We start from the raw sequence: 26,473 nt of genomic DNA, 5'->3' as shown, positions 1-26,473 counted from the left end.
TTTCATAACCCAGGAGTTCCTCCCTTGGCCATCACCGCTCTGCCCCCTGACACCGACGCCGACATCGCCCGGGTCACCGAGGCCCTCGCCATGATCACCCCGCGCTGGAACGTGAGGATCCTCCTGGCCCTCTCCGGCCCGCCGCTGCGCTACAGCGAGCTGGCGGCCAAGGTGTCCTGGCTGCAGAACGGCCAGCTCCACCCCAAGCTCAAGGCGCTGTGCGACGCAGGACTCGTCGAACGCACCGAACACACCGCACGGCATGTGACCTACGGCCACACCGAACGTGGCGTTGCCCTGCTGCCGGTCCTGCCGGTGATCGTCACCTGGGCCGAGGAACACCTGGAGAAGGCGGACCGCCCGCTGCCCGCGATCGAGCAGATCGAGGACAGCCTCACCCTGCTCACCCGCCGCCATGCCGCCGCCATCCTGTGGGTGCTCAAGTCCCGTGAGGAAGTCAGCGGCCGTGCTCTGGCCCGGATCGTGATGCCCAGCAGCGACTGGACCAACATCTATCCGCCTCTGCGGCAGCTCGTCTTCGACGGCCTGGTCGACACCGACGGCATGGGCCAGCCCTACCGGCTGTCCGCAGCCGGCGACGGCCTGGGCCCCGTGCTCGGCACCCTGTCCGCCTGGTCCGCCGGGCAGCCCCTCGACCAGGCGGCCCAGCACCCGGTCTGGGGGCACCCGCAGACGAAGCCCGCGCCGAGGCCGTGGACCAGCAGCCAGCCCCGGCCGGCCCCCACGGCACTCCCACCCGCTCGGACACCCCAGTCCCCTCCCGCCTGGCACAACGGGGATCTCTTCTCGCACGCCACGACCGCCCGCCCGAAAGCAGCCATCCCGGCGGGAGGCCCGCGCCGATGAGCACCCCCTTTACCTCTGCCGAAGCGCAGCGCGCTGTCGAACTGCTCGCCTCGCGGCCCCTGGTCCGCCTGGTCACCGAGATCGACGACAACGGCGCCATACCGCCGCGACGGCTGGCCGGCACCCTGCCCGACCTCTCCACACACCAACTGCGCAGCGCATCCGACACGGCCCGCGCCCACGGTCTCATCCGGACCGCGCCAGGCACCGGTCTGGAACTGACCGAGCCCGGGATGGAGTTGGCCGACCTCTACGACGCGATGGCCCGCTGGGCCCGGCGTCACGCCGTCCCGGCCCCCGTCTGCGAGTTCAGCAGCCGCATCCGGCACGCCCTTGACCTGTTGGCACCATCGCTCACCACCGAGCGCGCCGACGGAGCGGAGACGGGCCTGGCCCGTCTCCGCACGCTCCTGATCCACTGGCTGGCCGACAACCCCCAGGTAGCCAGGTTGTCCGAACCCGAGCCGGTCGCGTGAGCGAAGCGGTCACACCCCGGCACGCACGCCACACCGGCGGGCTGATGCGCAGCATCTACCTGCCGCGCACGGCGGACGCGCTGGCGTTCGCGATGTCCACCTACGGCATCCCGCTGCTCGTCCTGTCCACGACGCGCTCCGCCGCGCTGACGGGCGCAGCCTTCGCCCTGGAGTGGATCCCGCGGCTGGCCGCGTTCGGGTGGGCCGGATCGGTTGTCGACCGGCGCGGTGCCGCCGTGGTCTTCCACCGGGCCTCCCTGGGACGGGCACTGGCCCTCGCCGCCGGCGCGGTCCTGCTCCACCTCCACCCGTCCGGCACCGTGGCGAGCGCGACCGTGATGGTGCTGGCGGCGACGACCGGCGTGCTCACCGAGTTCAGCTATATCGCCGCCGAGACAGCGGGCGCCGCCGCCGGACGCCGAGCAGGACGGCGGGCCCACCGTGTCCAGGCCGTCCTGCTCGGCATCGACCAGACCGCGACCCTGGCCGGCCCGGCACTCGCCGGGGTGCTCCTGCTTGCCGGGCCACCGTCGATGCTCGCGGTGATCACCGTGCTCTCGCTGCTTGCCGCGCTGCTCGCCCTGCGCACCCCGCCCTCGCCCGTGGCACCGGCCCGTGCGCCGAAGGGACAGTCCGGCGCCGGACTCCTCACCGGGTGGCGCACCATCCGCTCGCTTCCCGCGCTCGGCTGGCTCGTGACCGGACTGACCCTGTCCAACCTGGCCACCGGCCTTCTCCAAGCGGCCGGCCCCGTGATCGTCGTCAAGCACTTCGGGCAGTCCACCACGGCAGTCGGCCTTGTCTGGTCCGCCGCTGCCGCAGCGACGCTCCTCAGCGTCACGCTCTGCCGGTTCGCGCTCGACCGCCTCGGCCTGTGGCCGGTCGGCGCCGCCTGCGCCGCCCTCGCCTCGCTCGGCTGTCTCGCCGCCGCCCTGGCCCCCGACTACCGGTCCTACCTCGTCCTGGTCGCGGTCCTCATGGCAGCAGATGGCGGCCTAGCGGTCGTCCTGCGCACCCTGCGCTCCCGCCTGATCCCTCCGGAGAAGTTCGGCAGCACCCTGTCGGCGACCATCCTCATCCTCCTGCTGCCCTTCCCCGTCGCCGGCGTGCTCACCGCACTCACCCCGCCCGACGCGCTGGGCCACGTCATCACCGTCTGTGCCGCGCTGCAGGCCCTCGGTCTGTTCTGCGCCTTCGCCCGCCTGCGAACCGATCCCGCCCTGCGCACCTGAACTCGCTGCGCCCCCAGCCTGTGGAGAACTTCATGTCCATCGCCGCCTTCGGATCGCACCGCGCGACCGGCCGCACCATCACCGAGCAGTTCCACGCCTTCGACGCCCACAACCCGCACGTCTATTGGGCCCTGGAACGCATGGCCGCCCGCCGCCTGGCCGCCGGCGCCACCCGGGTCAGCTTGAAAGACCTGTTCGAGGACCTGCGCCGCCAGCTCCCTCACGGAGTCGCCGGGCTGAACAACAACTACACCTCCCTCTACGCCCGCCGCTTGATCGACGAACATCCCCACTGGGCTGCGGCGTTCGAGCTGCGCCGCCGCCGTGCCGCCTGAGACACCCCTCTCCTCCCTCGTCCTGCCGTCCACCGATACGGAGAACCCTTCTTGTCCGCTCGCCCCCTCGTCCTCGTCGTTTCTCCCGGCGACGAGACCTATCGCGGCTACTGCCTGGAGCAGGTGGCCGCCGCGTACGACGTCGTCCTGCTCACCGGCACCGAGCCGTCGTGGGAGAAGCCGTTCATCGTTGACCACACCGTGGTCAATCTGAGCGCCCCCGCAGCACTGCTCGCCGGCGGCCGGGCGCTGGCCGAGCGCCACGACCTTGCCGGCGTGGTCACCTGGGACGAGTGGCACCTCGTCCCCACCGCCCGTCTTGCCCGCGCGCTCGGTCTGTCCTCGACGTCCGTCGAGGTGATGCGGGCCTGCCGCAACAAGGCAACCGCCCGCACCCTGTTCGCCCGCCACGGCGTGCCTTCGGCCGCCTCAATGAGGGCGCGGACCCTGCTGGAGGCCGGCCTGGCGACGATGACCCTCGGCCTGCCAGCGGTCATCAAGCCCGCGGCGTTCGCGGGCAGCATCGGCGTGATCCGCTTCGACCATCCCGAAGAACTGCCCGCCGCGTTCGCGTTCGCCTCGGCCGGCGCGAGCCGCAGCCGCGAGGACACCGGGGTCCTGGTCGAGGAGTACCTCGACGGTCCGGAAGTCTCGGTCGAATGCGTCACCCACCGCGGCGAAACCACGGCGGTCGCGGTGACCCGCAAGCACCTGGGCCCCGCGCCGTACTTCGATGAGACCGGGCACACCGTCGATGCCGCCGACCCGCTTCTGGCCCAGGTCGCCCCGGCCGCCGCTGCTGCGGTCAAGGCCCTGGGGATCACCGACGGCGTGCAGCACGTCGAGCTGCGCCTGGTGGACGGCAGGCCCCGGCTGATCGAGGTCAACGCGCGCATCGGCGGCGACATGATCGGCCACCTCGTCCGCCTCGCCACCGGCATCGACCTGCCCAGGGCCGCCGCCGACCTCGCCTGCGGCCGAGCGCCGGACCTCACCCCGACCCGCAGCGGAGCTGCAGGCATCCGCATGCTCTACCCAGACACCTCCGGCACCCTCACCGCCCGGCACATCAACCAGCCCTTCGCCGCCCACACCCCCTGGCTGCGGCAGGTGCAGTGGATCCGCGAGATCGGCGACCAGCTCGTTCTGCCGCCCGAGGGCGACCTGTTCACCGCCCGGGCCGGGTTCTACATCGTCACCGGCCGCACCACCGTCGAGATCACCGAACGCCTCGACCTCGCCGCTGACGAGATCACCGTCACCACGAGGGCGGACCGATGAACCCACAGCCCGATCCGCACCATGAAATCGACGGCGACGTCTACGTCTCCCCGCGCCACCTCGCCTCCACCACCGGAACCGGCGACCCCGCCCTCGCCCCGCTGCTCGACCTCGGCTGGGACCTGCGGTACGACGAGGACTCCAACGTGTACGTGAGCGCGCCCGACCGGCGCGTACGCCTGGGCTACCTGCCCGAAGGCGAGGACGACGGACTCTGGCGCATCAATGCTTATAAGGACTCCTTCGGACCGCCCGCGTGGGGCGTCTGCTTCAACGACCGCGTTCCCACCGAGTTCGTCCAGGCGTTCACCACGGTCCTGGCCACGGCGTACGAGCAGGGACCGGATGCTTACCTGGCCCGGCCGGTCTCCGGCATCGACGAGCACGATCCCTTCCTCGCGGTCGTGCCGTTTCTGAAGCAGGGCTGGGAGATCGACCGTCCACGCTGGGGCGTCTTCGCGGTCCAGGCCCCGGACGGGCACGCCGGCCTGGAGTTCACCACCGGCGACCTCGATCCGGAAGCCGAACTGACCACGCGCGAGTCCCGCTGGCAGCTGTGGGCGGGCAAGTCCATCGACCGGCCCGTCTGGTACGCCACGGCCAGCACCGACACCCCGGTCGCCCTGCTCACCGCCGTCACCGAGTGCGTCGCCGATCCGGCTCCCCTGCCCCGGTGGCGCGAGGTGACCTCCAGCTACATCAAGGGGATGGCCCAGCTCACCCCGATCCTCCCGCCCGGCCCGCCGGCTCCCACTCCGCTCGACGTGCAGCGGGCCGTCTCCTCCCGTCGTCCGGCTGCGCTGCCCGCGGCCAGCGTCCCGCGCTGGAGCACCACCAGCCGACCGGCCCTGCCCGGCCCGCGCCGGTAGAACGCTCCTGACCCGACCGGAGATCCTCCTTGTCCCTGCAAGCCCCTGAGTTCCTCGCCGAACTCCGCCTCCCCTTTCACGACAGCACCGTCGTGGGCAACACCTACCTCGCCGCGCCGACTCCAGGCATGCACCTTCGGCTCCGAATCGACTTCACCCGCACCATCTACGCGGACACCTACGGCGGTCTACGCCTTGCGGTCGTCCACCCGGACCGCGGCGAGATCGACGCGGTCGCCCTCAGTTTTCTGGACCACGGCACCTTCGACCGCCGCGACGTGGCCAGCAACCGGCCCCTGAACAATTCCACTCGCGGCACCTTCGACAAGTACCGCCGCGCCGGTCAACCACCCTGGGAGGGGGCTGAGTTCACCGGGCTCCGCGACGCCATCAAGGAATACACCGCTGTCTGGTTCCCAGGGGCATGGGCGGCGTCTGCGCCGAGCCGGGCTGCCAACAGGAGCACGCACACGGCTCCCGCCCCGCCGACCGCGCGCGGCGGCGCTCGCACTCGCTGAGCCGCGCCCTTCCAACCCGGCAGCCCGTCCTTTCTCCGCAGGAGCCCTGCCCGTGCTCACCCACCCCCTTGAGAACCTCGACCCGGCACAGAGCGTGCAGGTCCTGCCTCGTCACCTCGCCGGTCCCGGCGCCGTCGACCCCCGCGTCGTGTGGGCCTTCCCCTTCGAGGAGGGCTGGCCGTTCGCCCAGACCGATGCAGGCACGGCCGCCGCATTCAGCCCGTGCCTACGCCTGCAGACCACCTTCGACCCCCAGCCCGGCAAGCCCGGCAGGGGCACGTGGACCATCAATGCCCACAAGGCGCCGTTCACCCCGCCGGCCTGGCGGGTCACCTTCGACGCCACCACCCCCGCCGAAATGCTGCACGACATCCACAGCGAGCTGCTCGACCTCTATCTCGAAGACAGGTACAGCGACCAGGACCGGCTGTTCCAGGACGAGACGGCACCGTACGAGGCGTACGCGCTGCTGCTCACCCGCGGCTGGAGCCACGCCGTCAAGACCGACGGCACCCAGACCTTCCTCACCCCGGAGGGACTCGGCGGTGTACGCCACCGGCGGTTCCAGCGAGCCGGCCTGGCAGGCTCGGGGTGGGTACCCCAGTGAGCCGCACTGGACGGCGCGCTTCTCGTTCGGTACGCCCACCACGCTCGTCGCGGCCTTCACCGCCTCGCTCATCTCCACCGACCCACTGCGGCGCACCGTCCAGGACGTCCCCACCCAGACCTGCCCCGCGCCCTCTACGTCGCCACCCCGACAGGCAAGCAACCGAACGGCAACACACCCGTCGCCCCGCCACCTCCCGCCCCGGTCTCTGGCCACACCCGATGACCTTCCCCGTTCCCTGTCCCAAGGAGTCCTCTTCCTCGTGCACGCACGATTCGTTCGATCCGCTGCTGCCGTCGCCGTCGCGGCGGCCGGCACCCTGACCTGGGCGCCGGTCGCCAGCGCCGAGCCCTCCGAACCGACCCCCTCGGCCTCCGCCGCTCCCGCCGAGGCCCCGGCCCCGGACGCGGGCAGCGTCGAGATCACCACGAAGGACACGGCCGGAGACTCCCTGCCCGGCGCCGCGTTCCTGCTGCTCGACTCCACCGGCCAGGAAGCCGGACGCAGACAGAGCGACGCCCAGGGGAAGCTGACCTTCCCCGACCTCGCACCGGGCGTCTACCGGCTCAAGCAGACGGCTACCGGCAGCCCGCTCCACGAGGTCGTCGCCGACCAGGACGTCATCGTCACCCCAGGCGCGACCACCCGGCTGACGATCACCGACCCGTTCAAGGTCGCCAAGGTCCTCCTGCAGGCCAAGGACGACAAGACCGGAAAGCTCCTGCCCGGCGCGACCGTGAACATCGGCACCGGCAGCTCGACGCTGCTTACCCTGACTACCGGCGCCAAGGGCACGGCCTCCGGCGAACTGCCCGTGTCGAGCCGCAGCACGCAGTTCTGGGTCAAGGAGATCAAGGCCCCCGCCGGCTACGACCTATACAAGCCGACGAAGACGTTCACCGCGGGTCCCGGCGCCCCGGTGACGGTGACCGTCACGAACGCCAAGACGGCCACCGACCCGAAGCCCGACCCCTCAGACAAGCCCACCCACTCCCCGTCCAGTCCCGGCAAGCCGAGCAACGGAACCGGAGGCACCACGCCCTCCGCCTCGGACAGCGACACACCGGAGCCCGACTCCTCACCCGTGGCCGCGACCCCGATCGGAGACCCCACGCCGAAGGCGCCGACGGGCTCCCTCGCCCACACCGGAGCCGACGCCACACCGTGGCTGATCGGCGGCGGCGCCGTGCTGATCGCAGCAGGCGGAGGCGCTCTCCTCCTGGCACGCCGCAACCGCACGGACAGCCCCACCGACGACTCCACCGAGAGCTAACCCGCACTCCACCCTCTTCACGACTCCGAGCCCCCGGATTCCACAGCCTGGAATCCGGGGGCTCTGTCGTTCACGAACGCGCGCGGCCCTCGTTACGCTGCCGCAGTGATCGACCCCTCTTCGCTCCCCGGCGATCCCTCCGAGCTGCACCTGCGCATCTCCTACGACGACGAACTCTGGGACACCCCGCAGGCCGACACGCTGGAGCGCTGGAACGTGGCCGTCCTGCACCGTCGACGCACCCGCGCCGCGGGGCACGAGCTGGTCGGCCCCAGCGGGTGCGCGGCCCCCGATGCCCCGCTCCGCACGGTCGAGAACGCCCCCGTCGGGTCCATGACGTTCTTCCGGGTGCACCTCGACCGAGGCCGCAACGCCTTCTGGGCCATGGAGGAGGAGTCCGAGGAACTGTACGAGACTGCCCAGGTCCTCCTCGATCCCGAGACGGGCTCCTTCACCGACGAAGTCAGCGAACGACTGGAGTACGTCGGCTCAGCGTTGCTCGTCATGGATCGAGTGACGCTGGATCCCCCGTGGCGCGGGCACGGCCTGGCGGCCGTACTCGCGTGTGAGGCGATCACCCGGCTCATGTCCGGCTGCCGGGCCGTCGCCTGCTCGCCCGGCATCACCGACCTCAGCAGCCACCGGCTGACGGACAAGGCCGAATGGGACCGAGTGAACGCCAGGATCGCCCAGGGGTGGGAGCGCCTGGGCTTCCGCCCCTACCGGGACAACGTCTATCTCCTGTCGCCTGCCTCGCAGGACCTGGAGGAGCAGCGCGGCGCACTCCGCAGGCACCTTGCCGATCTTGGCGCGTCCTGGCGGACCTCTGCCTCATGACCGGCCTTGCCGACGCGTGAGGCGAGCGCACCAGGAAGGCCGCCACCCCCGAGGGCGAGCCGGTGCCTCCTCTTGGTCCAGCGGTGTCTTCGGAGGCGGCGCGATCCTGTCGGGCTTCAGGTTGATCTTGTCCGGCTACACGCAGGCCGGGACTCCCTCGTCGAGGGTGTAGCGGTGCCCGTCCGCCGGGTTGAAGGGGCACTCCCAGGAGGGCCTGCTGTAGACGACGAACTGCTCTCGTGGGTAACGGGTGGCCGGGCAGATTCCGCAGACCGGCCGCTGCGGATCCCCTCGGTCGGAATCGAGGTAGGGCGGGCCGGCGGGCTCCGGGATCTCCATAGCAGGCAGAGGGTAGCGACCGTCGCTGCGCTATCCGTGCCCTTGGCCGAGTTCGAGCGCCGGGACCAGTACCGCCGCCGCGTCACAGTCGGTGCAAGCCCGAAAGCCGTCTCGCATCAGGGCGTCCACGGCTTCCTGCGTGCCCAGCTCTGTTCCGCCGCCCGAGGCGTGGCGGCATGCGGCGTCGTGTACGACCGTCCGCCCCCGACGCTCGGGCGCGGGACGTAATACCCAGCCGGAGGCCGGCTGTGGTGGAGGGCCGGGCAGACGCCGGGTCGGCACGCCGGACAGATCCACTCCTTCGATGGGCGTCAGCTGCCGGTCGGTCACCCAGACGTTGTACTCGGCCGCCTCGACCCCGTTCGGTCGCGCGATCCAGGAGGGGACGCCTACGAGGTAACGCCATGGATGGGGGCCGGCGACCTCCTGGCGTGCTTGGAGCCGGACCCGCACGGTTTGCCCGTCGGGCAGCGTGAGCGATATGGCGGCCGGAGTGGGTCCGGCCGCTCGCCGGTCACCGCGCGGGCTGGTCACCTACCGGGGTCCTGGTTCCAGCTCTCGGGCCGAGGAGCGCAGCGCTGCCCGCTGCCGGCCTGCTGCCAGTAGGGATGCCACCACACCTGGACCGACAGTCGCAGCAGGCGGCGGCGGAGGGCCGTCGTTCGCTGCCGGTTGGCCGGGTCGGCAAGGCTCCGATAGGTCCGTTCCCAGGCACACTGTGCTGCGACCAGGTCCTCGGGGAGAGCAGAGCAACGCATACCAGCTATTGCATCATGTGTTCGATTTGCAGCGCATCCTTGCAGGTCGGCTGCGTAGGCGCGGCTGCGACTAGGCGCGCCGGTTGGCTGCTGAGCGCGATAGTTGGCCAGCGTGCCGCCGAGCGAGCCTCTGTGAGGCGGTCCTTAGGTGCGGCCTTGGTAGCCCTGAGAGAAGGCGGGCGCGACCATACGTTGTCGCATAAGCAGTTCAGCCAGGTCCTGAGCGAGGCGGGGGTGGACGCTGGGCCACTCTGGGGCGTGCGCCACGAACTCTCGGCTGTTGAAGATCGTGAAACGATTGAGCTCTGCGACGCGGAGGCGCGAGATGTCCTGGGGGTCGCGGGAGATGATCACCGCTAGACGGCTGCCGAGCGCCGCGGTCAGCCGTTGAAAGTTATGGAAACCTGTCCCGACACCATGGTCGAAGAAACCGACCGGTATTCCCGGCGGCGGGGGGCCTACGACGCCGGAGAAGCAAACCGGGTTGTCGCTGACCAGCAGACCACCGTCGCGTGGGCGATAGCAGGACCAGTACATGTCACTGGCCAGCAACGTTGAGACGAGATGGTTCCACTGGTCCTTGTAGTACGCGTCATCATCGTTTCGCAGGCGCCAGGGCTCGACCACGGTGCGAGAGATCATCCCCATCATGCTGGTCTGGATCTCTTCGTCGGACAGCCCACTGTCCTCGGCGCCGATCTCCTTGGACACCACGTACCGCAGGAAGCGGCTTCGCTGCCACTGCAGGGCCAGCAGCCAGGAAAGGGCATGGCGGGCATGCATGGGAACCGCACGCTCCCGACTCTGGACCAGTTCCCGGACGGCAGTGGCGGCCTCCCCCTCGATGTTGCTCATGGCGGTCTCCATCGAGGCGTGATCGGGCTCCCGACCGGGCCGGTATATGGAGTGGCCAAGATTGCGATGGCCTACGTTACGCACCGTCGAGTTGTACCGCTGCTCGCTCATCACCTGGTGAATGACTAGCTTGCCCTGCTGGTCGGCGAAGTGCTGGAGCAGGAACTGCGGGACGAAGTGGTGCTTCTTGGCGTGCGGCGGCATGACGCGACCTTAACGAGGACGGCGCTCGCCCTGGTCCATACCCCAGCATTGGTGCGGGAAGCGGATGGGGCTTCCACCGGCGACCCAAAGCGCCGCAGTTGGCCACCCCGGCCACCTGCGGCGCTCAGTCACAGCGGCAGCCTCTCCCCGGCCTAGTCCTCGACCCGGCCGCCGCCCCAGGCGGACTAGGCGCGTGCGGGGGGCAGGTCGTAGCGGCTGACGGCCAGGTATGTTTCCGGCGTCGCCGCTTCGAGGAGACCCTCGTCGCCCTCCAGATCGAGTTCCGGCTCCTGGGGACGGCGCAGCAGGTCACTCCAGTCGCTTGCCGCACCCCGCTCATAGGCGTCGCGGAGCAGGGGACGCAGCCGTGGGCGGGCTTCCTCCTGCTGTTCGCGGAAGATGCGCCGCTGCGTGAGTCGCTGTTCTTCCTGGGCTCCGTCGCTGAGTTCCAGGTCGGCCGCCGGCTGGTCCTCGGCGCGCAGTCCTGGGGTGCGCCGGGCGATCGCGAGGTCTTCCTCGTGGAGACGCTCGCAGGCGGCGAACAACTTCCGGGACATGCCGAGGTGGACCTCGGTTCCGGGGATGCGGCAGCTGAGGAAGTCGTCTAGGCCCATGGAGCGGATTCCGGCGCGCAGGGTGTGCTGTTCCGCGTCGGTCGCTGCTCCGCGGGCGTCGGCCCGCATGGCGAGAGTGAGGCCATCGTCTTCCAGGGGCGTGGTCAGCCCGGAACGCCGGTGACGGGAAGCACGGTCGGCGGGAACGGGCACGGTGCGCAACTGCGAGGTGGGAGCTGAGCGCAGCGCCAGGTAGGCGAGCATCTGGGCGCGGGCCGCGCCGATGAGCGCGTCGTCGCTGTCGCCGAGGTGGTCTTCCAGGTTGCCCGGGCCCGCCGCTTCGTCGTCGGTGTCGGACCCGGCAGGGGTGAGGGGCGGCTGGCCGGGGTGCAGCTCGTGGTCGATGGTAAGGAAGAGATCGTCACCGGGCCGTACGGACGCCCCGACCAAGACGGTGCGGTGCGCGTACGCACCGAGGACCTTGCTGCCGGCCGCCAGCTGCGCCCACCCCTTACGGAGCGTGCCGAGACCCACGTCGCCGCCCTTGGCCTCGATCAGCCAGTACAGCTCCTCTGCCTCGTGGCGCCCCCACAGATCGGGCAGCTTCTTCTTCGGATCCTTGAACGTGTTGAGCAGAGCGGGGATGGGGCCGCCGAGTTCGAGGTGCTCGGTCTGGCCGAGGCCCAGCAGCGAGCGGCAGGCCCACTCGGTCATCGTCATGCCCAACCGGTAGCTGGCGGCACTCTTCGCGCTGCGCTCGGTGCCGTGCGCGTACACCGGGTTCCAGGTCAGGCGCCGGCCCTTGGCGCCCGGTACGGGATGGCGGGGCTCGACGGGGTGGGCGCCGAGGTAGGCGTACAGCGGGGAGACCCGGGCGACGAGTTCCCCGTGTGCGTAGCGCGGCTGGTTCTGCAGGTGCGGGGTGACGTCGCGGCCGACTTCGGTGGCTGCCTTGATGATCTCCCGCCATGTGGTGGTCGGGGCGTACCAGCCGTCGGCCGCCAGAAACCCGTCCGATCCGGTCCACGCCTTGTGCTTGGCCGTCCGCCACTGCCTCCGAGGCTTCTTCGCAGGCCCACTTCGGAACAGGACCGGTATGTCGAAGCTGTCGGTGTAGGTAAGCGGTGGCCCGTCGGAAACGTGTGCGGGGATCATGCGGATCACTCTGGCACGGGCCCAGACCGCGCCCACCGCCGGGGATCGAGCCTTTTCTGGGACCGAGGTGGGGAATGCGTCCGCGGATTCCTGCTCCACTCACGTCTTGGAGACATTTAGCTGAGTCGGCAGCACGACGGCAAAGCTCTCATCAGCCCCCAGCGGCAGGGAAGGCTCGAGTGCACGCGGAGGCGTCAGTCGAGCCTCAGATACGCGGCCACGTCCTTGTACAGGGCAGCAACCGCCGGCGGCGTTCCGTGGGGGTAGCGGGTAGCAAAGAGGGCACCCACCCGCGGTTTGCTGGTGGTGTCCTTCTGGGCTTGGTCGAGGATCTGGGGGTCCAGGCGCCGCAGGTAAGCCTCCAGTTCGCCCGACTTGCTGCCGTCGTCGCCAAACTGGTCGGCGAGAGAAAACACGCCTGCGGTCCTCCAGTAGTCGGTCCAGGCGGTGAAGTCGTCGGTGTCACCAGGCGGGTTGGAAGGCCGAAGTCGTTGCTTGGCAAGTTGCTTGGCGAGTGCGCTGGTGCCGCGCAGAGCTGGCCCGTCGGCGATGACGGCCCAGGGGATGCCGAAGGCGGTGAGGTAGTTGATGTAGCCGCCGAAGTTGTTCTGGCCTCCGACGTCCAGCAGCGGGACGTTGGCCGACTCCGGCCCTCGCTCGGTGGCTGTGTTCCACCAATGGCCCAGGGCGCCGGTTTCCGACGCGCCCTCGCATAGGATCACGGCACGGGCGAAGAGCAGGGCCCTGGTGTCGGCAGCGGCCAGGTTCTGGATCCAGCCGGCTAGGTGTGAAGCAGTCGTTGCCGAAGTGCGTCTAACCGTAGTCGCTCCGCCTGGCCCCGGGGCTAGGCGAACGATGCGCTTGAGGTCGGCCGTCGTAGTCACCGGGACGAGGTCCGCGCTGTGGGTGATCAGGAGGGCTTGTACATCACGCAGGGCGGTTATGGTGATCCGTCGCTGCATGGTCGGATGCAAATGGACCGCCGGTTCGTCCAGGACGATGATGCGGCCGGGTCCACCCGTTGTCAGGGCCGCCAGCAGGATGGCCTCCTGCAGTCCTGCTCCGCTGAACTCAGCACGGCGTTCACCGTGACCGGCGTCGATCACGACGTCGATGGCCATCCCGTCCGACTCGGCCGATGCCTGCACGTCCAGGTGGGCCCCGGTGATGGTGCGAAACATTTCCTGGGCTCTGCGGAAGCTCTCACGCTGTTCCCGCGCACCGTTCTTCAGCCTGTACAACTCGGCCGGGATGCGGCTGCCGTCGCTCAGGTCAAGGGGGCCCTTAAGTTCATCGAGAGAGAAGTGTCGGCGCGCGGGCACCCGCCGATTGGCAGTCACCGTGACTCCCGCGGCCCAGATCTTTCCGAGTACGGCAACGAAGGGTACGGAGTGCTGCTCGGTCAGCTGCATCGCCTGGGCGAGCGCGGTCATGGAGACAGGCCGGGGGCTGGACCCGTCGTTGAGCGTGGGTACGTTGAACATGACCGGCTGGTCAAGCCCATCCAGGAGGGCTTCGAATTCCACCAGTTCAGGCTCGGGTGTTAGTACCCGTTCCATGGCCGTGGTCTTCCAGCCCTGGGCAGCTCCAGGGCGGAGCTGCTCCCGCCATGGTCCGTCCAGCTGGATGTGGTAGGTGTCCTCGCCGTGGTTGAACTGCCAGGCGCAGGACCAACCAGTGTGCTGGTGGGAGTCGAAGTCCAACCGGAGTGTGCCGTGGAACAGCGCGGCCACTGAGTCGGTGGAAATGCTGGTCTCAGCGGCCTGCTCCAATTCTTCGGTGCTGGGGCCCATCCCGTCGTGCTTCTGAGCGGCGATGCTGATGTAAGAGGCTTTCACGAACGTAGTGACCAGGTCCTGTTCCCACGGCTGGTCCAGTTCGAAGGAGACCGTCAACGTGAAGGCGGAAGCCCCGTGGTGGCCGGCCTGCTCGTACAGGGCGAGCAGATCGCGCTGCTCCGAGTCGCGGTAGCGGCCCAGGAACGCGGATACAGCGGAGAGTACTTGGCCCAGGTTCGACTTGCCCGCAGCGTTGGGGCCGGTGACCACGGTTAGACCCTGTCCCAGGTCCATGCTCAGCTCGGCGAAGGACAAGAAGCCCTGTGCCGTGATCCTGCTGATCTTCACCCTGTGCCCCCGTCCATTGGCTGCTGGCGACGATCCTTCCAGAATCTGCGAAGGCCAGCTGCTTCTCGCCAGATCAGGAAGACTGACACGCCGGATCCTGGTTTGATGGGCCTGCCGACTTGCGGCCTTGAGGATCGACTGACGCGCTACGCCACTCGCCGGGACTCCGGTGCCGGGCCCCGCACCCCGCAAGCCTCCAAGCACAGTCCCGCAAGGGCCATGGCATGTCAGTGGGCCCCCGTACAGTCGAGACCGTGACCTCTTCCACGCCGGGCGGCGACTCCTATGTGTACGTGATCGGCTCCGCCGGATCGACCCGCGTCAAGATCGGCACTAGCGTCAGCCCGAAGAAGGGGCTCAAGGAACTACAGACCGGCAACCCCGATCGTCTCGAAGTGCTGTGGTACACGCTCGGTGGCTGAGAGCTGGAGGCCCTACTGCACCAGGCATTTGCCGACTATCGACGCGAGGGCGAGTGGTTCGACTTTGGTGGCCTGGAGCCGGTCGGCGCGATTCCCGCGGCTGTCCACCAGTACTCCAGTCCCACATCGCAGCCTGGCCGCCCCAACACACGCACAGCACCAAGGCGTTCCGGTGTACGCACTGAGCGCGGCGAGCACTTGGTCACGCCGGAACGGCTGGCAGGCATCGTCAGGGACGTCGTCCTCGGTGTCATCCGCCCGGAGCCCGAGCAGGAGGAGAGCGGCGGCAACGGCCGAGAGGTAGTGCTGATCAAGCGGCGGCGCAACGCCGATGAGGACATGAACCGTCTGATGGCGTTCATGTACGAGTCCGCCGCCATCCGGCACGCGCGGCGTGCTGTAGCGGGGAAGGCAGGGTTAGCAGCCCTCGGCGGCTGGCCCAACCTGTTCCTCCTCGCCGTGCTGACGGTCGTCGCGATGCCCATCGCCGCGTTCCTCGGGCTGCGCGTGTTTACGCGGGACATCTGGCCCGTACGGAAGCTGCCCACACTCGCCATCGTGGGCTACGGGCTCTGGGGCCCTTTTGGGTTCGACAAACTGACTCGGGACATCGTCCTGTCCCGCCTACCAGTGGACGACATCGAGACCTTCGCCCGCACATACTTCACGCAGGCCGCCGTCACGAGTGCCTATCTCCTTGCCTTCACCTCTCTCGGGATGTGCCTCATTGGGTACGCCCAGCTGGTCAGGGGCAACACGGAGGACCAGCGCGCCAAGGCCAAAGAACAGACGAAGCGCAAGCCCCTTGACGGTGTGCAGCTCGCAGCGCAAGCCGCCGCCGCCTTGGACGCGGCTCTTATGACCGAAGCGACGAGCGGCAGGTCCGGCGCCAACACGGTCATCCCATCGGCCCTGTTGGCCGATCTCACTCAGGCCGTCCCTCGGCAACCGCGCGTCACGAACCCCTGATTCCCGTACGGCTTCCTTGGCCCGTTGAGGGGGCGGGCCTCAGCCGCGAATTGAAGTCGGCCTGTTGTCTGGTCGTCGCCCCGGTCACTGCCCGGCAGTGCAAGCGCGACTAAAAGCGGGAGAACCCGCCCGTGGCGCTCGCGATGCCTGCCAATCGTCCATCCCCACCTGTCAATTGCCGACTCCGCCGCGACGGGGCATCTGACCTGCGGTTTTGTCTGGCGTCTCACGTCGTGTCATCGGTCGGTTGTCTCAGCTTCCGTGTCATTTCCTCAGCTCTCGTGTTCGATACGAGCCGCTGACCTGCGATATGACATCGGCATGAGACTGCGCCGGAGAAAATGACACGGGATGTGAGATCCCACAATGGGACAGACCACAAGTTCGCCGGGGGCAGACAGGAAAGACCGCGGAAAGACTGGCCAACGTGCGTGAGGGCATGTCAACGTAGACGACCTTGCAAGAAACCCCAGGTCAGAGAGGTGATTGCCCGTGACCGTAGCGTCTGTTGGTCCCGGTTTCTCCACCACCGTCGAAGCCCTGCGGCTGCGCGAGTGGCAGCTAGGTCCCGGCCAGCCCACGCTGGTCATGGACCAGTTCTCCGCGGAGGACTTCCACCTGATTGTGGATGACCGCGCGGACGTGCACGTCAGTTCCAAGGACGGCCGGTTCTACCTCGGCTGGTTCCCGCTCGGCCGCCCCGGCACGGACGGCGAGGGATGGAAGATCGCCGTCACCGGCACGGCCAAGGTGCGCGGGTACCACCTGTCGTTCGACACCGAGACGCCGGCCGACATCGTCGCCGCCGCCGTGGCGCGCGTGCTGGAGACCTCACGCCTCCTATGACAGCGCGGGACACCGACAGACAGCCCTCGCCCTGCGAGCGGTCGGCTGTCTGCCGGCCGCTGACCGTTTCCACTGCTCCCCGTTTCCCCGTACCCCAGGAGGCTGTTCGTGACGTCCCCGGAGATGACCGTCGGCGATCTCATCGACCTGCTGTCGGGCTTCGACCGGAGTGCTCCGGTCCGCCAGGCCATGAATCCGTTCTTTCCGATGGCCCACCGCTTGGCGCAGGTCGTGCAGTCCGTGGACGAGACCGGCCGGACCGTCGTCTACCTCGCCGAAGGGCGCGACGAGGACGCACAGCTCGGCCACTTGCCGCCCGAGGTCGCCGTCGCCCTGACGTGGCAGGGCCCCGTTCAGGCGCCCCCGCGCCGCCCCCGCCGCCGTGCTGGCGGCAACTAGACCCGCATCGAGCCCTTGGAGGCGCCCCTGTACCCCGACTTCTCGCTCGACTCGTCCACTCCGCGCGGCGGGCAGCCCGCGTTCTGGGTCGGTCCCCGGCATCTGGCCGGTGATGATGGGCGCCTATTCGACGTCGTCGCCGACACGCTCGCCGGCCTGGGCTGGACGAGCCTGACGATCGTCCGCGGACGGCATGAGCCGGACGAGGCCCCGGAGGACCGCCAGGTCCTGCGCAGCACCGTCCTGCACATCAGCCCCGACGCCCTGCGCTGGGCCCAGTGGGGCCTGGCGGACGAGCCGTTCCACCTGGGCGAGCTGCCGATCGCCTGGCAGGTCTCCGCCCGAGCCGAGGCGAGCAGCCCGCTCGCCCAGTGGTCGGCCTACTTCACCCGCGACGTCCCCGGGGAGGCGGTGGTCGACTTCCTCGTCGCGCTCGACGCAAGCGAGCAGCCTGCCGTGTCGCTCGCCGGATCCGAGGTGGTCCTTGATGCTGTCGCCGCTCACGGATGGTTCCGCGATATCGACCAGCCCCAGGCGGCGGCGACGGACCCGACGTTCACCTCGCACATCAGCCTCGGCGAGGTCCCGCCCCTCATCCAGGACGCCGACCTGCGGACCCTGTCCGCCGAGGCCGACGACACGGAACCGGTCGGATGGCAGGCGTGGGCCGAGCCCGCGCTGGGCGCACCGTGTCTGTGGGCGGCATCGTTCGCCGCCAGCGTCCCGCACGATCTCGTCGCCGCGTTCGCCGCGTCCCTCAGCTCGACCGCGCCGGTCCTGCGGCGGGTACTGCCCGAGGCCACCCGGGAGCGCCTCCTGCGCGCGCCGGCCATCTAACGTCCCGCTCGTATCTCTCGACGATCGCAGTCCGGCACCCTCCCAGTTGGGGGTGCCGGACTTTCTTGCTTCTCGGGTGAAGTGGCCGTTCGGTCTTCGACGCCGAGGAAGAATGGCCGCCCGTTGATGGAACGATGCAGGATGCGGCGATGCACCCCAGCCTCGGCGTCTTTCTGGTCAGCGTTCTCATCATCGCCGTGATGATCGCGTTGGTGGTCCGTTCACGGCGCCAGCGCACAGCCGCCCTCGCGGCGCAGTGGTAGGCATTCCAGCAGCACTGAAGCTCCGGGCAGGGGCAGCTCCTCCAGGTTTCACGGGTCTACCAGCACGGCCGCCGTGGCTCCAAAGTTGTCGTGACCTGGTGCGACACCGGGCGGCAGCAGGATGCCTGGTTCTGGAACTGGCACGTTTCCCCGGGCGCGTACCTGCTCGTCGACGCCTCCAGCGGCTACGGGCCGCGCAGTCACAACCCGAACGTGCTCTACGTACAGCCCGGCCAGGTCCGAGCCTGGGTGCCAGGCCAAGCCGCTCGCGCTGCTCCACGTGTCAGTCCGTAACGCACTGCTGCCCCCGACCTGTGGTGGTCGGAGGCAGCAGCGTGACGTGCACGCAGGTCAGCTCGTCGCCGTGGCCTTGGCGAGGGCCTTGTCGAGGTGGCGGTCGACGAGGGCCGGGGAGCCGGAGACGACCAGCAGCAGGCTCCCGTCGCGGATCGCGGTCTGCTTGACCACGGTGCTCCGTCCCCCGGCGGTGAACGTCAGGAGCTGGCTCCACTGCTCGTCACCGCCGGCGTGGGGTGCGGACAGCTTCTGCGAGGTCACGTCGACCGGGGTGCCGCCCGCGACGACTTGATAGGTGGGGCAGCCGGTCATGGCGTCGAAGATCCGGTCGATGCCGTCGGAGAGCTTCTTCGCGCTGTCGCTGTACAGCTCCTCGGAGATCTCCGAGGAGCTGTTGCCGTAGGTGAAGTCCGCCTTCGCCTTGTGCGGGAAGGCGAGCGTGCCGCCGGTCGCCGCGTCGCCGCCCAGTCCGCTCAGGGCCGGGCAGCCGATGACGGTGACGTCGTCGTGCTGGGCGGGACTCTCCGGCTTGGGCAGGTAGCCGTTGCCGAGGTCGCTCGGGTCGAGCAGGCGGGACGCGAGCGCGGCCGAGGAGAGCGCGGCCGTCACCTGGACGCCACCGGACGGCTTTTTCGCCCGGGCGGCGGAGGGGGTCTTGTGCTTGTCTCCGGTGGTGTCGGGGGAGCAGGCGGGCAGGGCGAGGAGGGCGGCGGTGATACCGAGGGCGGTGGTGGCGACGCGAACGCGCATGACGGAACTGACCCCTTGGTGCTAGGCGACGGGTGGTCAGTGCAGGCCCGCGGGCCCGGTGGGGGCGTAGGGGTGGTGGTCAGTGCCCGAGGTGGCGCAGGCAGTCCTCGAACGTGGCGTGCGTCGCGTCCGCCGGCCCGGAGTGCCGGTTGTACCAGGCGGTGTCGATGCGGGTCTCCTGCTGCTGATGGCCTGCCCGGCAGCGCAGCCAGATCTCACCGCGGGTCGAGAGGATGAGCCAGTCCCGATACGCGCCGCACTCGGCACAGGCGACCATCTCGCCGTCGAGGACGAGCGGCTGCGCCCAGGGCATCATCTTGCCGTCGACCTGGTCGTGGCTCGGTACCCGCAGTTCCGGCGGAAGGAAGTCGTCCACGACGGCGGCCGGCTCGGCGGGCTCCGGCTCAGGCGCCGGCACTCCGAAGCCGGGCGGAACCTGGCCCTGCAGCTGCGCGTGCAGCTCGGCGAACTGCCTCTGCCCTTCGCTCGGCTCCTTGGCCCGGCGGCGTCTCCGGTGAAACACCCTGGCGTCCTCCTCTACCTCGTCATCTCGTCCTGCGCGCTTCATGATCGTGCCCCACGCCCCCGGCGGTTTCAATTCACAAAGTCCACAGTCACTTTCGGGCAGGTCGTAAGGTGTTTCCTCGCTTCCTGGGGCCGGGGCCCGCTCTGGGCGAGGCGCTTCCAGCGATGTGAGGACCGTCTACCGTGGCATGCCATGACTGTCCTCATCGTTGGCGGCAGCGGGTTCCTGGGCACCGAGTTGGTCCGCCAGGCAGCTGCCGCCGGGTATCTCACCGCCGCGACCTTCGCGACCAGGCCGGGCAGCAGTCGGGAGGCCACTTGGTACGACCTGGACCTGCGGGACGGCGACCGTGTCGAAGAGGTCGTCGCCTCGCTTGCCCCCTGCCTGGTCATCAACGCGAGCAGCGGCAGCGCCAACTGGGCAGTCACGGCCGAAGGTCCCGTCCGCCTGGCGATGACCGTCGCGAAGCACAACTGCCGCCTCGTTCACGTAAGCAGTGACGCCGTGTTCTCCGGCACCCGCGTCCACTACGACGAATCCTGCCTCCCCGATCCCGTCACCCCGTACGGCGCGGCGAAGGCCGCGGCGGAGACCGGCATCCGGCTTCTGGCCCCGGACGCCGCCATCGCCCGTACCTCACTGATCATCGGCGGCATCCAGTCCGAGCATGTACGCCTTGTACACGACCTCGCGACCGGCTGCCGAACCGGATCCCTGTTCACCGACGACATCCGCTGCCCGGTGCATGTCGGTGACCTCGCCGCCGCACTGCTGGAGCTGGCCTCCACCGACGCGCGCGGCATCCACCACCTTGCAGGTCCCGACGCCGTGAGTCGTCACGGCCTTGGACTTCTCATCGCCCAGCGCGACGGGCTCGACGCTTGCCGTCTGCCGGAGGGCCTTCGGGTAGCCACCGCGCTTCCCGGCGCACTCGACGTCCGACTCGACAGCCGTGCAACCCAGGTCAAGCTGCGCACCAGATTGCGCGGCGTCCACGAGTTCCTCTGACGTACAAGCGCAGTCGCACCTGCGGCGGGGCTCATCGTGTATTGCCCGGCGCCTCTTCACCGAAACGGCGGCCAGAGGCGGTGGTGCGGGCCGCCGCCGGGCGCGCGGTCGTCGGGCTCTTTGCCGTGCTGTTCTCCGGCATCGGCATCCCGGTAGCGTCGGCTGCCAGATCGGCCATCCGCCGTATCCGCCACACCAGTACGTCGCTGACCGATTCCGCGGTGTCGAGTTCGCGACGCTCCACTGCGTCGGACAGGAGAGTGGCCGGGTCGTGGCCGGCGGCTTCGGCTTCCACGATGGTCGCGGCCAGGGCGTACCAGCCGGGCTCGGCGAGGATCTGCTTGGCCAAGGTCGGCAGCGCCTCGCGCAGCACCACCGTCTGTCGCTGAAGCGCCGGTCGGTTCAGGCGCCGGCCGTGCTGGTAGAGCACGCCGAGGGGCTGGGCGGCGGCTTGTTCGTAGGCGGCGCGAAGGTGCTCGGCTGCCTCACGGGCGGCAGCAGCCTGCTGCGCGTGTCCCTTCTTGGCGTGCCAGTGCTTGGTCGCGGTGATGAGGAAGAACAGCATGTCGATCGCCATTGCGGTGCTCGCTCCGTCCTCGCCCCGGCCGAGTGCGGGACCGCCGTGGACGAGGTCGCGGGCGGCCTGCCGCAGGGCGCGGTCGTGCCCGCGCTCGGCACGTACGTGGGAGCGGGAGGCCCGCTCGAACGCGAAGGCGGCGTCCCGTAGTTCGCGGCGGGTGTGTGCGGCGGACGTCTTCGCGAGGGCGTCCAGGACTTCGCCGGCCGCAGCGATGTGGGCGGCGGCGACCGCGTCGTCACCGTGCTCGACGATGGTGATCGCCTTCCAGGCGGCCGACGCTGTTTTCCGGCGTGCGGCAGCCGGGTTGGCCGCACTGGCACGGCCGGGAGCATGTGTGGATGGGGTCTGGTCGGCGGACCAGCGCTCACGGATCCGTGGCAGGGACAGGTCCGGGGCCAGGCGCACTCCGGGGTAGAACACGGGCTCGCCGTCCTTGTTGTGGTCGTCCAGCAGAGCGACCTTGTATCCGAGCAGGTCGCCGGAGGGGGCTTCGCGCGTGCGGATCAGGAGGCCGGCGGCGGCGAGGCGGTCGAAGAACTCCGCTTCGCTTCGAGCGCCGGTCACCGCTCGGCGTACGGTCTCGCGCAGTTCCTCCCGCGCGGTGCGCTCGCGGCCCTGGCGCTGGGCCTTGTGTCGCTCGGCGCTGGTGGGGCGCTTCGCCGAGGTGCCGTCACCCTTGTTGAGGCGGCGCAGGCTCAGCTCTGCTTCGAGGGCGCGGGCCTGGGCCTGGACGCGGTGGGCGTCGTTGTCGAGGTCGGGTTTGTACCCGTCTTCGCGGACGAGGGTCGCGACGATGTGGATGTGGTCGTCGGCGTGCCGCACGGCCGCCCACCGGCAACCCGCTCCCGCCTCGGGGTCGTCGATCCCGGCGGCGGCGACCATGCGGCGGGCCACGTCGCCCCATTCCTCGTCCGTCAGGATCCGGTCCTCGCCACCGTTGCGTACGGACAGGTGCCACACGTGCTTCTTCGGGCGTTGCGCCTGGTCGATGTTCTCGACGGGCTGGTCCAGGAGCTGCTGGAGCTGCTTGAGGGTCGCGGTGGCGTCCCGTCCGGGGTCGGGAGCGTTGTGATCCCAAGAGGCGACGAGGTGCGGGTCGGTGTGCTCCTCATACTTGCCCGGCCCGTAGAGGTAATACAGGAGACCGATGGTGCGCTGGCCGCGCTTTTGGATCCGGGGAATCATGCTGCTGTCCTCGACCGGTTGATCAACGAGAATGGGCAGTGGGAAGCGCGCGTTCCACGCGCGCGGCGCGGGAAGTGCTCACGGATGAGCTGGATATCACCGCTGGCCGCGCTGCTTGGAGTTCTGCTGGGGGCCGGCGCGACGGCGCTGGCGGACCGGCGGCGTTGGCGCCGGGAGGCGGTCACGCGCCTGCTGGAACTGCGTACGCAGCTGTACGCCGAGTACCTGGTCGCGACGGAAGACACGGGCAGGGACCTGCTGCGCGTGCTGCAGACCACGGCAGTCGAGGAACGCGAGACGGCGGTTGTAACTGCGTTCGTCGGCTTCAATCTCGGTGCCACGCGGCAGCGGATCCATGTCCTGGCTCCGCTCGACGTCGTTCGGGCAGCAGACGAGATCTTTCGAGGTCTGCGACGCGCGAGCGACTACGTGACCACCGCGGACGCACAGGACACCCCAGCGCTCCTCGCCCTGAAGGACGAGGTCGGGACATTGCGCGACCGGTTCCAGGAAGCGGTTCGCCGCGACATCCGAAGCCTGCTGGCCGGCAGTGCCTCGTGGTCCTGAGCCGCTCGGTCAATCCGGTTCCAGCAGCCGGTCGGTGACCGTCTGCACGCGAGCGACCGCTCGCTGAACGGCCGAAACGACGGCGTCGAGTTCCGGCGGCTGTCCGCCGCTGTTGATGGCACGGGCGACCTGGTTCAAGTTGTTGCCGACCTGCCCGAGATGACGGCGCGCGGCGAACAGCTCGGCTATCAGGTCTCGGTGGCCCGCGATGACCGCAGCGGTGTTCTCGGCGTCGTCGGCGGCGGCGAGACCGGCGCGCACGAGGTAGGCGGGCAGGCTCTTGCGCGAAGCGCGTGCTGCGGTGGTCAGACGACTCCACTCGTCGTCACTGAGACGGATGTTGCAGACGCGTGCTCGCTTGTTCTTCTGAGGGGAGCGCTTACGCGCGGTGAATGCTGATGCGGCGCTCGCGCTGCTTCGCGGCTGCTCCTCCACCCCTGGCTGCGATCCGCCCTCGGTCGCCGCCTGACGGTCCAGCGCCCCCCGGTGCTGGACCACTCCCGCCACCCCAGGGGCGGGAGATGGCCAGGCTGCCTTCCCCGACGGGGAAGAGTAGCTTGGCCGATAACTTGCTCGCCCCGAGACCGAGTTGGAGTCGGGATCAGGTTCCGGGGTGGTGCCGTTCTTGGGTGCGTTCGTCATCGGGATTCGGGCCTCGTGGAGCGGGTGTGGTGCTGGATGGTCGCGGCCAGCGCGAGGAGATCGGCGGGGCCCGCAAGGACGCGGACGGGTCCGTCGGGGTGGTCCTGGACGAGCCACTGGCCGGTCGGCGTGAGGACGGCAGCGTGCAGGAGTCGCTGGCGGACCAGGACGTCCGCCCAGGCGCTGGCCTCGGCGACGGTGGGCTCGGACGAACGAGGGGGACGCGGAAACACGGCGTACCTCCTAAGCGGGGCGGTGGCCCGGCACGGAGCCGGGCCACCCGTTACGGATAGGGGCTTTGAGCTGGGGTTTTGTCGGTTCAGCCGCACTCGGGGCAGCGCCCGACGTGGCTGTTGAGCGCGCGCGCCATCCGCTGCTTCGTCGAGGCAGCCTGCTTCGCGCTGGACTTCGCCGCCGGCCTGCCCGCGTGCCGCTCGGAGTGAGCGAGCATGAATCCGATCTCTCGCTCGTACTCCGCGCGGGTGGTGTCGAACTGGTGGCAGGTCTTCATCGGGCGGTGCTCCTTGTCGTCGTGATGTCGTCGCTCCGCAGTTCTCGGAGGACGAAGGTGATTCGGTCGTTCCCGACCCCCATCAGGCCCTCGCGGCGGATGATTTCCCGCAGCTGCACCCGGGTGATCGCTTCGTTGCCGTCCCGTGCGAGCAGGGCGGGGACGTGGGGGCGGACCTCCCGGACAAGCTGGCGCTCCGACTCGTCCAGCTCGCGTACCGGGCGCTGCGTCTGCGGGGAGCGGGACCGGGCACGCTTCCCCTTGTTCTTCGTCCGGGGCTTCGTGGTCGTCTTCCGGCGGAGGGGGACCTTGTGTCCCCGGTCCGCGGTGATCTCGGTCCCGGACTCGGTGTCGGTCGGTCCCCGGTCCGCGGTGGTCTCGGTCCCGGACTCGGTGTCGGTCGGTCCCCGGTCCCCGGTGGTCTCGGTCCCTGAATCGACGGCGCTCGGTCCCCGACGCGAATCGGGGCCCTGAGCAGGGGCTTCTCGCGTGCTGCGGCTGGTCCCCGCGCCTGCGGCGTCCCCCTCCGCGGTCTCCGGATTGGCGGGACCGGTCCCCGGGACCGGGCCATTTTCCGGTGCCTTGGTCCCCACGACGGTCCCCGTTTCGTCACCTCCGGTCCCCGCGTCTGCCGATGCCTTCCAGTCCGCGATTTCGGGGACCGGTCCCCGCGGGCCGCCCGGTCCCCGGTCCGAGTCTGACTCGTCGGGACCGTGGAGATCGTGGACGCGGACCGGCACATTCGGCGTTGGCTGTGAGGGGACGGTTGCTGCCGTTGTGGGGCTGTGCGCCGGGGACCAGGGAGAGGGAAGCGGGACCGTGGCGAGCGCGAGGGCGTGCCGACGTGCGGCGAGCTGGTCGAGTAGCTGTGCGCGCTGGAGGGGGTCGGTGCCGACCGAGGCCCTGCCGACCGCCTTCGACAGGCGCCGTGTCAGCCGTCGACCGTTACGGTTTCGCTGCTGCTCGGGCGTGCGCTCGGCGAGGCGGGCGGCGAGGGCGACTGCGCGGGCGGTGGCCCGATCCCGGGTGATCTGTGCTGCGTCGCGGTCTCGCGCGGCGATGCCGAGGCGGGACAGGAGCCGCTCGCGTGCCTCCCGGCCCAGGACGGCGATCAGTCCGTGGGAGGCGGCGCCGGGGGTGCGTAGGCGCAGTTCGATGCCCATGGCGAGGTGCCACAGCATCGCTGCCATGACCGGCCCGACGAAGGCGCGGACCGTGCCGCCGACAGGGCCGCTCTCGGCGTAGGCGGGGATCACCTGCACTCCGGTGATCACCCAGACCAGGGTGCCCGGCAGACCGGGGGCGCCCTGGGTGGCCAGGTTCTGCCGGGCCATGAGCGCGGTGGCGAACAGGGCGAGTTCGGCGGCGGCGAACATGCCGGCCCGCTCGGCGGTGCCGGCCATGTCGAGGTAGTCGGCGGCGAAGCGCCAGCTCGTGTCGGCGCTGTAGGCGGTACAGCCGAGGGCGGCAACGGCGGCGACCTTGACCGCCGGGCCGCCGAGACGTTTCTGCGGGCGGGTTCCCCGGCGCCGGATGGTCCAGGCGGTCAGCACGAGCGCGAGGGCAGCAGGCACGACGGCGGCGAGAGGGAGCGGGAGGTCCGAAGCGGCACCGAAGCCGAGGACGGGGTGGGTCATGCGGCCTTTCCGAGAGGGGCGGGCGCCGTGGTCGACGCTGCCGGGCGGGCTGTCGGCTGCTGAGTGCCGGGAGCGGCGGGCGTAGGGGTGCTCGCTGCCTTGGAGGTCTTCTTCCGCTTCTTCTTGGGGCGGGGCACGCCATAGGTGCGGTCGCGGTCGAGGACCTTGTTGGCGGCTTGCCGGAGCAGGTCTCGGGCGTGCTTGTGGCTGATCTGCAGGGCGGCGGCGAGCCGGTCGGGTCGCCAGCCCCGGACGTAGGCGTGGTCGATGACGACCTGCCGCTCGGCCTCGGTCAGGTGCACGTCGCGTCCCTGGAAGAAGGCGGTCACGCGCCGGTAGTCCAGGCGCTGGTGCAGGCCGTCGTGCAGCGGGCGCCGCTCGGCTTCGGTGAGTCCGCCCCAGATTCCCTCCTTGAGGACGTTCTCAAGGGCGAAGTCCAGGCACTCGCGGCGTACGGGGCACCAGCCGCACAGCTCCTTCGCCTCCGCGATCTCTTCGTGGTCCCGGGGCCCGGGGAAGAACACGGCGTCGGCGTCCTCGACGTCCATGCCGTGACACCCTCCGCGGGTGTGCCAGCTGGTGTCGCCGACGGCGCGCAGGCCGGTGGTCGGCGCGTCGTGGGTGGTGATGTGGCGCAAGGGGGGTCTCCGATGTGCTGCCGCGTCGGCTGGCCGGGGCGGTGCTCGGCGGGCGCGGCGTCGGGTGCCGGCTGCGGCGCGAGGGCGTGCGCCGCAGCCGGTGCGGGACG

At 69.9% G+C, this 26,473-nt stretch carries 31 protein-coding genes; 17 read left to right on the top strand and 14 right to left on the bottom strand.

Translation table 11 applies throughout. The features are described 5' to 3' along the window. The first annotated feature begins 24 nt into the window (after window positions 1-24). The 10 genes from SMIR_RS04715 to SMIR_RS04670 all read left to right on the top strand — a co-directional run bounded on the left by SMIR_RS04715 (window position 25) and on the right by SMIR_RS04670 (window position 8,295). A complete protein-coding gene (locus tag SMIR_RS04715) occupies window positions 25-867 on the top strand; it encodes a winged helix-turn-helix transcriptional regulator (RefSeq protein ID WP_212726605.1) in 843 nt (280 codons plus the stop codon). After that, window positions 864-1,343, top strand: coding sequence for a regulator (locus SMIR_RS04710; protein ID WP_212726604.1), 480 nt, complete (start codon window positions 864-866; stop codon window positions 1,341-1,343). Before SMIR_RS04715 ends, SMIR_RS04710 begins: the two co-directional genes overlap by 4 nt. Continuing rightward, window positions 1,340-2,575 (top strand): MFS transporter, encoded by a 1,236-nt coding sequence (locus SMIR_RS04705; protein ID WP_212726603.1) that lies wholly within the window; start codon window positions 1,340-1,342, stop codon window positions 2,573-2,575. The genes SMIR_RS04710 and SMIR_RS04705 overlap by 4 nt, the downstream gene beginning before the upstream one ends. Window positions 2,576-2,607: 32 nt before the next feature. After that, window positions 2,608-2,910 carry a hypothetical protein gene (locus SMIR_RS04700; protein ID WP_212726602.1) on the top strand — a complete coding sequence of 101 codons (303 nt, stop codon included), beginning with the start codon at window positions 2,608-2,610 and terminating at the stop codon, window positions 2,908-2,910. A 51-nt stretch (window positions 2,911-2,961) separates the two neighbouring features. After that, the gene (locus tag SMIR_RS04695; protein ID WP_212726601.1) at window positions 2,962-4,191 is read left to right on the top strand and encodes an ATP-grasp domain-containing protein; all 1,230 of its coding nucleotides are present in this window, start codon (window positions 2,962-2,964) and stop codon (window positions 4,189-4,191) included. After that, window positions 4,188-5,060, top strand: coding sequence for an SPDY domain-containing protein (locus SMIR_RS04690; protein WP_212726600.1), 873 nt, complete (start codon window positions 4,188-4,190; stop codon window positions 5,058-5,060). Before SMIR_RS04695 ends, SMIR_RS04690 begins: the two co-directional genes overlap by 4 nt. A gap of 29 nt (window positions 5,061-5,089) precedes the next feature. Further along, window positions 5,090-5,578, top strand: coding sequence for a hypothetical protein (locus tag SMIR_RS04685; protein WP_212726599.1), 489 nt, complete (start codon window positions 5,090-5,092; stop codon window positions 5,576-5,578). Window positions 5,579-5,630: 52 nt separating this feature from the next. Further along, window positions 5,631-6,185, top strand: coding sequence for an SPDY domain-containing protein (locus tag SMIR_RS43275; RefSeq protein ID WP_349636892.1), 555 nt, complete (start codon window positions 5,631-5,633; stop codon window positions 6,183-6,185). 262 nt (window positions 6,186-6,447) lie between these two features. After that, window positions 6,448-7,458, top strand: a complete 1,011-nt coding sequence (locus tag SMIR_RS04675; RefSeq protein WP_212726598.1) for an MSCRAMM family protein — start codon at window positions 6,448-6,450, stop codon at window positions 7,456-7,458. 105 nt (window positions 7,459-7,563) lie between these two features. After that, window positions 7,564-8,295: a hypothetical protein gene (locus SMIR_RS04670; protein ID WP_212726597.1), complete on the top strand. Its 732-nt coding sequence runs from the start codon at window positions 7,564-7,566 to the stop codon at window positions 8,293-8,295. Window positions 8,296-8,430: 135 nt separating this feature from the next. Here the strand turns inward: SMIR_RS04670 and SMIR_RS04665 are convergent, their stop codons facing one another. From SMIR_RS04665 to SMIR_RS04640, 6 genes are all read right to left on the bottom strand, one after another. Continuing rightward, window positions 8,431-8,634, bottom strand: coding sequence for a hypothetical protein (locus tag SMIR_RS04665; RefSeq protein ID WP_212726596.1), 204 nt, complete (start codon window positions 8,632-8,634; stop codon window positions 8,431-8,433). Window positions 8,635-8,664: 30 nt separating this feature from the next. Beyond that, window positions 8,665-9,168 carry a DUF6233 domain-containing protein gene (locus SMIR_RS04660; RefSeq protein ID WP_212726595.1) on the bottom strand — a complete coding sequence of 168 codons (504 nt, stop codon included), beginning with the start codon at window positions 9,166-9,168 and terminating at the stop codon, window positions 8,665-8,667. After that, a complete protein-coding gene (locus SMIR_RS04655) occupies window positions 9,165-9,392 on the bottom strand; it encodes a DUF8825 domain-containing protein (protein ID WP_212726594.1) in 228 nt (75 codons plus the stop codon). Before SMIR_RS04655 ends, SMIR_RS04660 begins: the two co-directional genes overlap by 4 nt. A gap of 144 nt (window positions 9,393-9,536) precedes the next feature. After that, window positions 9,537-10,451, bottom strand: a complete 915-nt coding sequence (locus SMIR_RS04650) for a DUF4238 domain-containing protein (RefSeq protein WP_212726593.1) — start codon at window positions 10,449-10,451, stop codon at window positions 9,537-9,539. A gap of 185 nt (window positions 10,452-10,636) precedes the next feature. Beyond that, on the bottom strand, window positions 10,637-12,160 hold the full coding sequence (locus SMIR_RS04645; RefSeq protein WP_249938354.1) for a gamma-glutamyltransferase: 1,524 nt from the start codon (window positions 12,158-12,160) through the stop codon (window positions 10,637-10,639). Between the two features lie 194 nt (window positions 12,161-12,354). After that, the gene (locus tag SMIR_RS04640) at window positions 12,355-14,286 is read right to left on the bottom strand and encodes an AAA family ATPase (protein WP_212726591.1); all 1,932 of its coding nucleotides are present in this window, start codon (window positions 14,284-14,286) and stop codon (window positions 12,355-12,357) included. Window positions 14,287-14,540: 254 nt separating this feature from the next. Here SMIR_RS04640 and SMIR_RS04635 point away from each other — a divergent pair, with 254 nt between their 5' ends. The 5 genes from SMIR_RS04635 (at window position 14,541) to SMIR_RS04615 (ending at window position 17,759) form a co-directional block, all read left to right on the top strand. Further along, a complete protein-coding gene (locus SMIR_RS04635) occupies window positions 14,541-14,708 on the top strand; it encodes a GIY-YIG nuclease family protein (RefSeq protein ID WP_212726590.1) in 168 nt (55 codons plus the stop codon). Between the two features lie 198 nt (window positions 14,709-14,906). Then, window positions 14,907-15,677: a hypothetical protein gene (locus SMIR_RS04630; protein WP_212726589.1), complete on the top strand. Its 771-nt coding sequence runs from the start codon at window positions 14,907-14,909 to the stop codon at window positions 15,675-15,677. 492 nt (window positions 15,678-16,169) lie between these two features. Next, on the top strand, window positions 16,170-16,523 hold the full coding sequence (locus tag SMIR_RS04625) for an SPDY domain-containing protein (RefSeq protein WP_212726588.1): 354 nt from the start codon (window positions 16,170-16,172) through the stop codon (window positions 16,521-16,523). Window positions 16,524-16,631: 108 nt separating this feature from the next. After that, a complete protein-coding gene (locus SMIR_RS04620; RefSeq protein ID WP_212726587.1) occupies window positions 16,632-16,922 on the top strand; it encodes a hypothetical protein in 291 nt (96 codons plus the stop codon). A gap of 15 nt (window positions 16,923-16,937) precedes the next feature. After that, window positions 16,938-17,759 (top strand): SPDY domain-containing protein, encoded by an 822-nt coding sequence (locus SMIR_RS04615; RefSeq protein WP_212726586.1) that lies wholly within the window; start codon window positions 16,938-16,940, stop codon window positions 17,757-17,759. A 614-nt stretch (window positions 17,760-18,373) separates the two neighbouring features. On the opposite strand, the gene SMIR_RS04610 is transcribed toward SMIR_RS04615, so the two are convergent. Together SMIR_RS04610 and SMIR_RS04605 are read right to left on the bottom strand one after the other, a co-directional pair. Further along, window positions 18,374-19,069: a hypothetical protein gene (locus SMIR_RS04610; RefSeq protein ID WP_212726585.1), complete on the bottom strand. Its 696-nt coding sequence runs from the start codon at window positions 19,067-19,069 to the stop codon at window positions 18,374-18,376. A gap of 79 nt (window positions 19,070-19,148) precedes the next feature. Next, entirely contained in the window at window positions 19,149-19,592 is a 444-nt protein-coding gene (locus SMIR_RS04605) for a hypothetical protein (RefSeq protein WP_212726584.1), read from the bottom strand. 195 nt (window positions 19,593-19,787) lie between these two features. On the opposite strand from SMIR_RS04605, the gene SMIR_RS04600 reads away from it, so the two are divergent. Beyond that, a complete protein-coding gene (locus SMIR_RS04600; RefSeq protein ID WP_212726583.1) occupies window positions 19,788-20,603 on the top strand; it encodes an SDR family oxidoreductase in 816 nt (271 codons plus the stop codon). A gap of 31 nt (window positions 20,604-20,634) precedes the next feature. On the opposite strand, the gene SMIR_RS04595 is transcribed toward SMIR_RS04600, so the two are convergent. After that, complete coding sequence (locus tag SMIR_RS04595; RefSeq protein WP_212726582.1) at window positions 20,635-22,368, bottom strand: relaxase/mobilization nuclease domain-containing protein; 1,734 nt, start codon at window positions 22,366-22,368, stop codon at window positions 20,635-20,637. Window positions 22,369-22,386: 18 nt separating this feature from the next. On the opposite strand from SMIR_RS04595, the gene SMIR_RS04590 reads away from it, so the two are divergent. After that, window positions 22,387-22,935: a hypothetical protein gene (locus SMIR_RS04590; protein WP_212726581.1), complete on the top strand. Its 549-nt coding sequence runs from the start codon at window positions 22,387-22,389 to the stop codon at window positions 22,933-22,935. Between the two features lie 9 nt (window positions 22,936-22,944). Here the strand turns inward: SMIR_RS04590 and SMIR_RS04585 are convergent, their stop codons facing one another. The 5 genes from SMIR_RS04585 to SMIR_RS04565 form a co-directional block, all read right to left on the bottom strand. Continuing rightward, a complete protein-coding gene (locus SMIR_RS04585; RefSeq protein WP_249938353.1) occupies window positions 22,945-23,433 on the bottom strand; it encodes a plasmid mobilization protein in 489 nt (162 codons plus the stop codon). Window positions 23,434-23,573: 140 nt separating this feature from the next. Beyond that, window positions 23,574-23,810 (bottom strand): hypothetical protein, encoded by a 237-nt coding sequence (locus SMIR_RS04580; protein WP_212726579.1) that lies wholly within the window; start codon window positions 23,808-23,810, stop codon window positions 23,574-23,576. An 86-nt stretch (window positions 23,811-23,896) separates the two neighbouring features. Beyond that, entirely contained in the window at window positions 23,897-24,088 is a 192-nt protein-coding gene (locus tag SMIR_RS04575) for a hypothetical protein (protein WP_212726578.1), read from the bottom strand. Beyond that, a complete protein-coding gene (locus tag SMIR_RS04570) occupies window positions 24,085-25,725 on the bottom strand; it encodes a hypothetical protein (protein ID WP_212726577.1) in 1,641 nt (546 codons plus the stop codon). The genes SMIR_RS04575 and SMIR_RS04570 overlap by 4 nt, the downstream gene beginning before the upstream one ends. Then, window positions 25,722-26,363, bottom strand: a complete 642-nt coding sequence (locus tag SMIR_RS04565) for a WhiB family transcriptional regulator (protein ID WP_212726576.1) — start codon at window positions 26,361-26,363, stop codon at window positions 25,722-25,724. The genes SMIR_RS04570 and SMIR_RS04565 overlap by 4 nt, the downstream gene beginning before the upstream one ends. Window positions 26,364-26,473 lie beyond the last annotated feature (110 nt).

Source organism: Streptomyces mirabilis, from assembly GCF_018310535.1.
Taxonomy (GTDB): domain Bacteria; phylum Actinomycetota; class Actinomycetes; order Streptomycetales; family Streptomycetaceae; genus Streptomyces.
The sequence above is the reverse complement of the archived record's forward strand: the minus strand, read 5'-3'. Positions and strand labels throughout refer to the sequence as shown.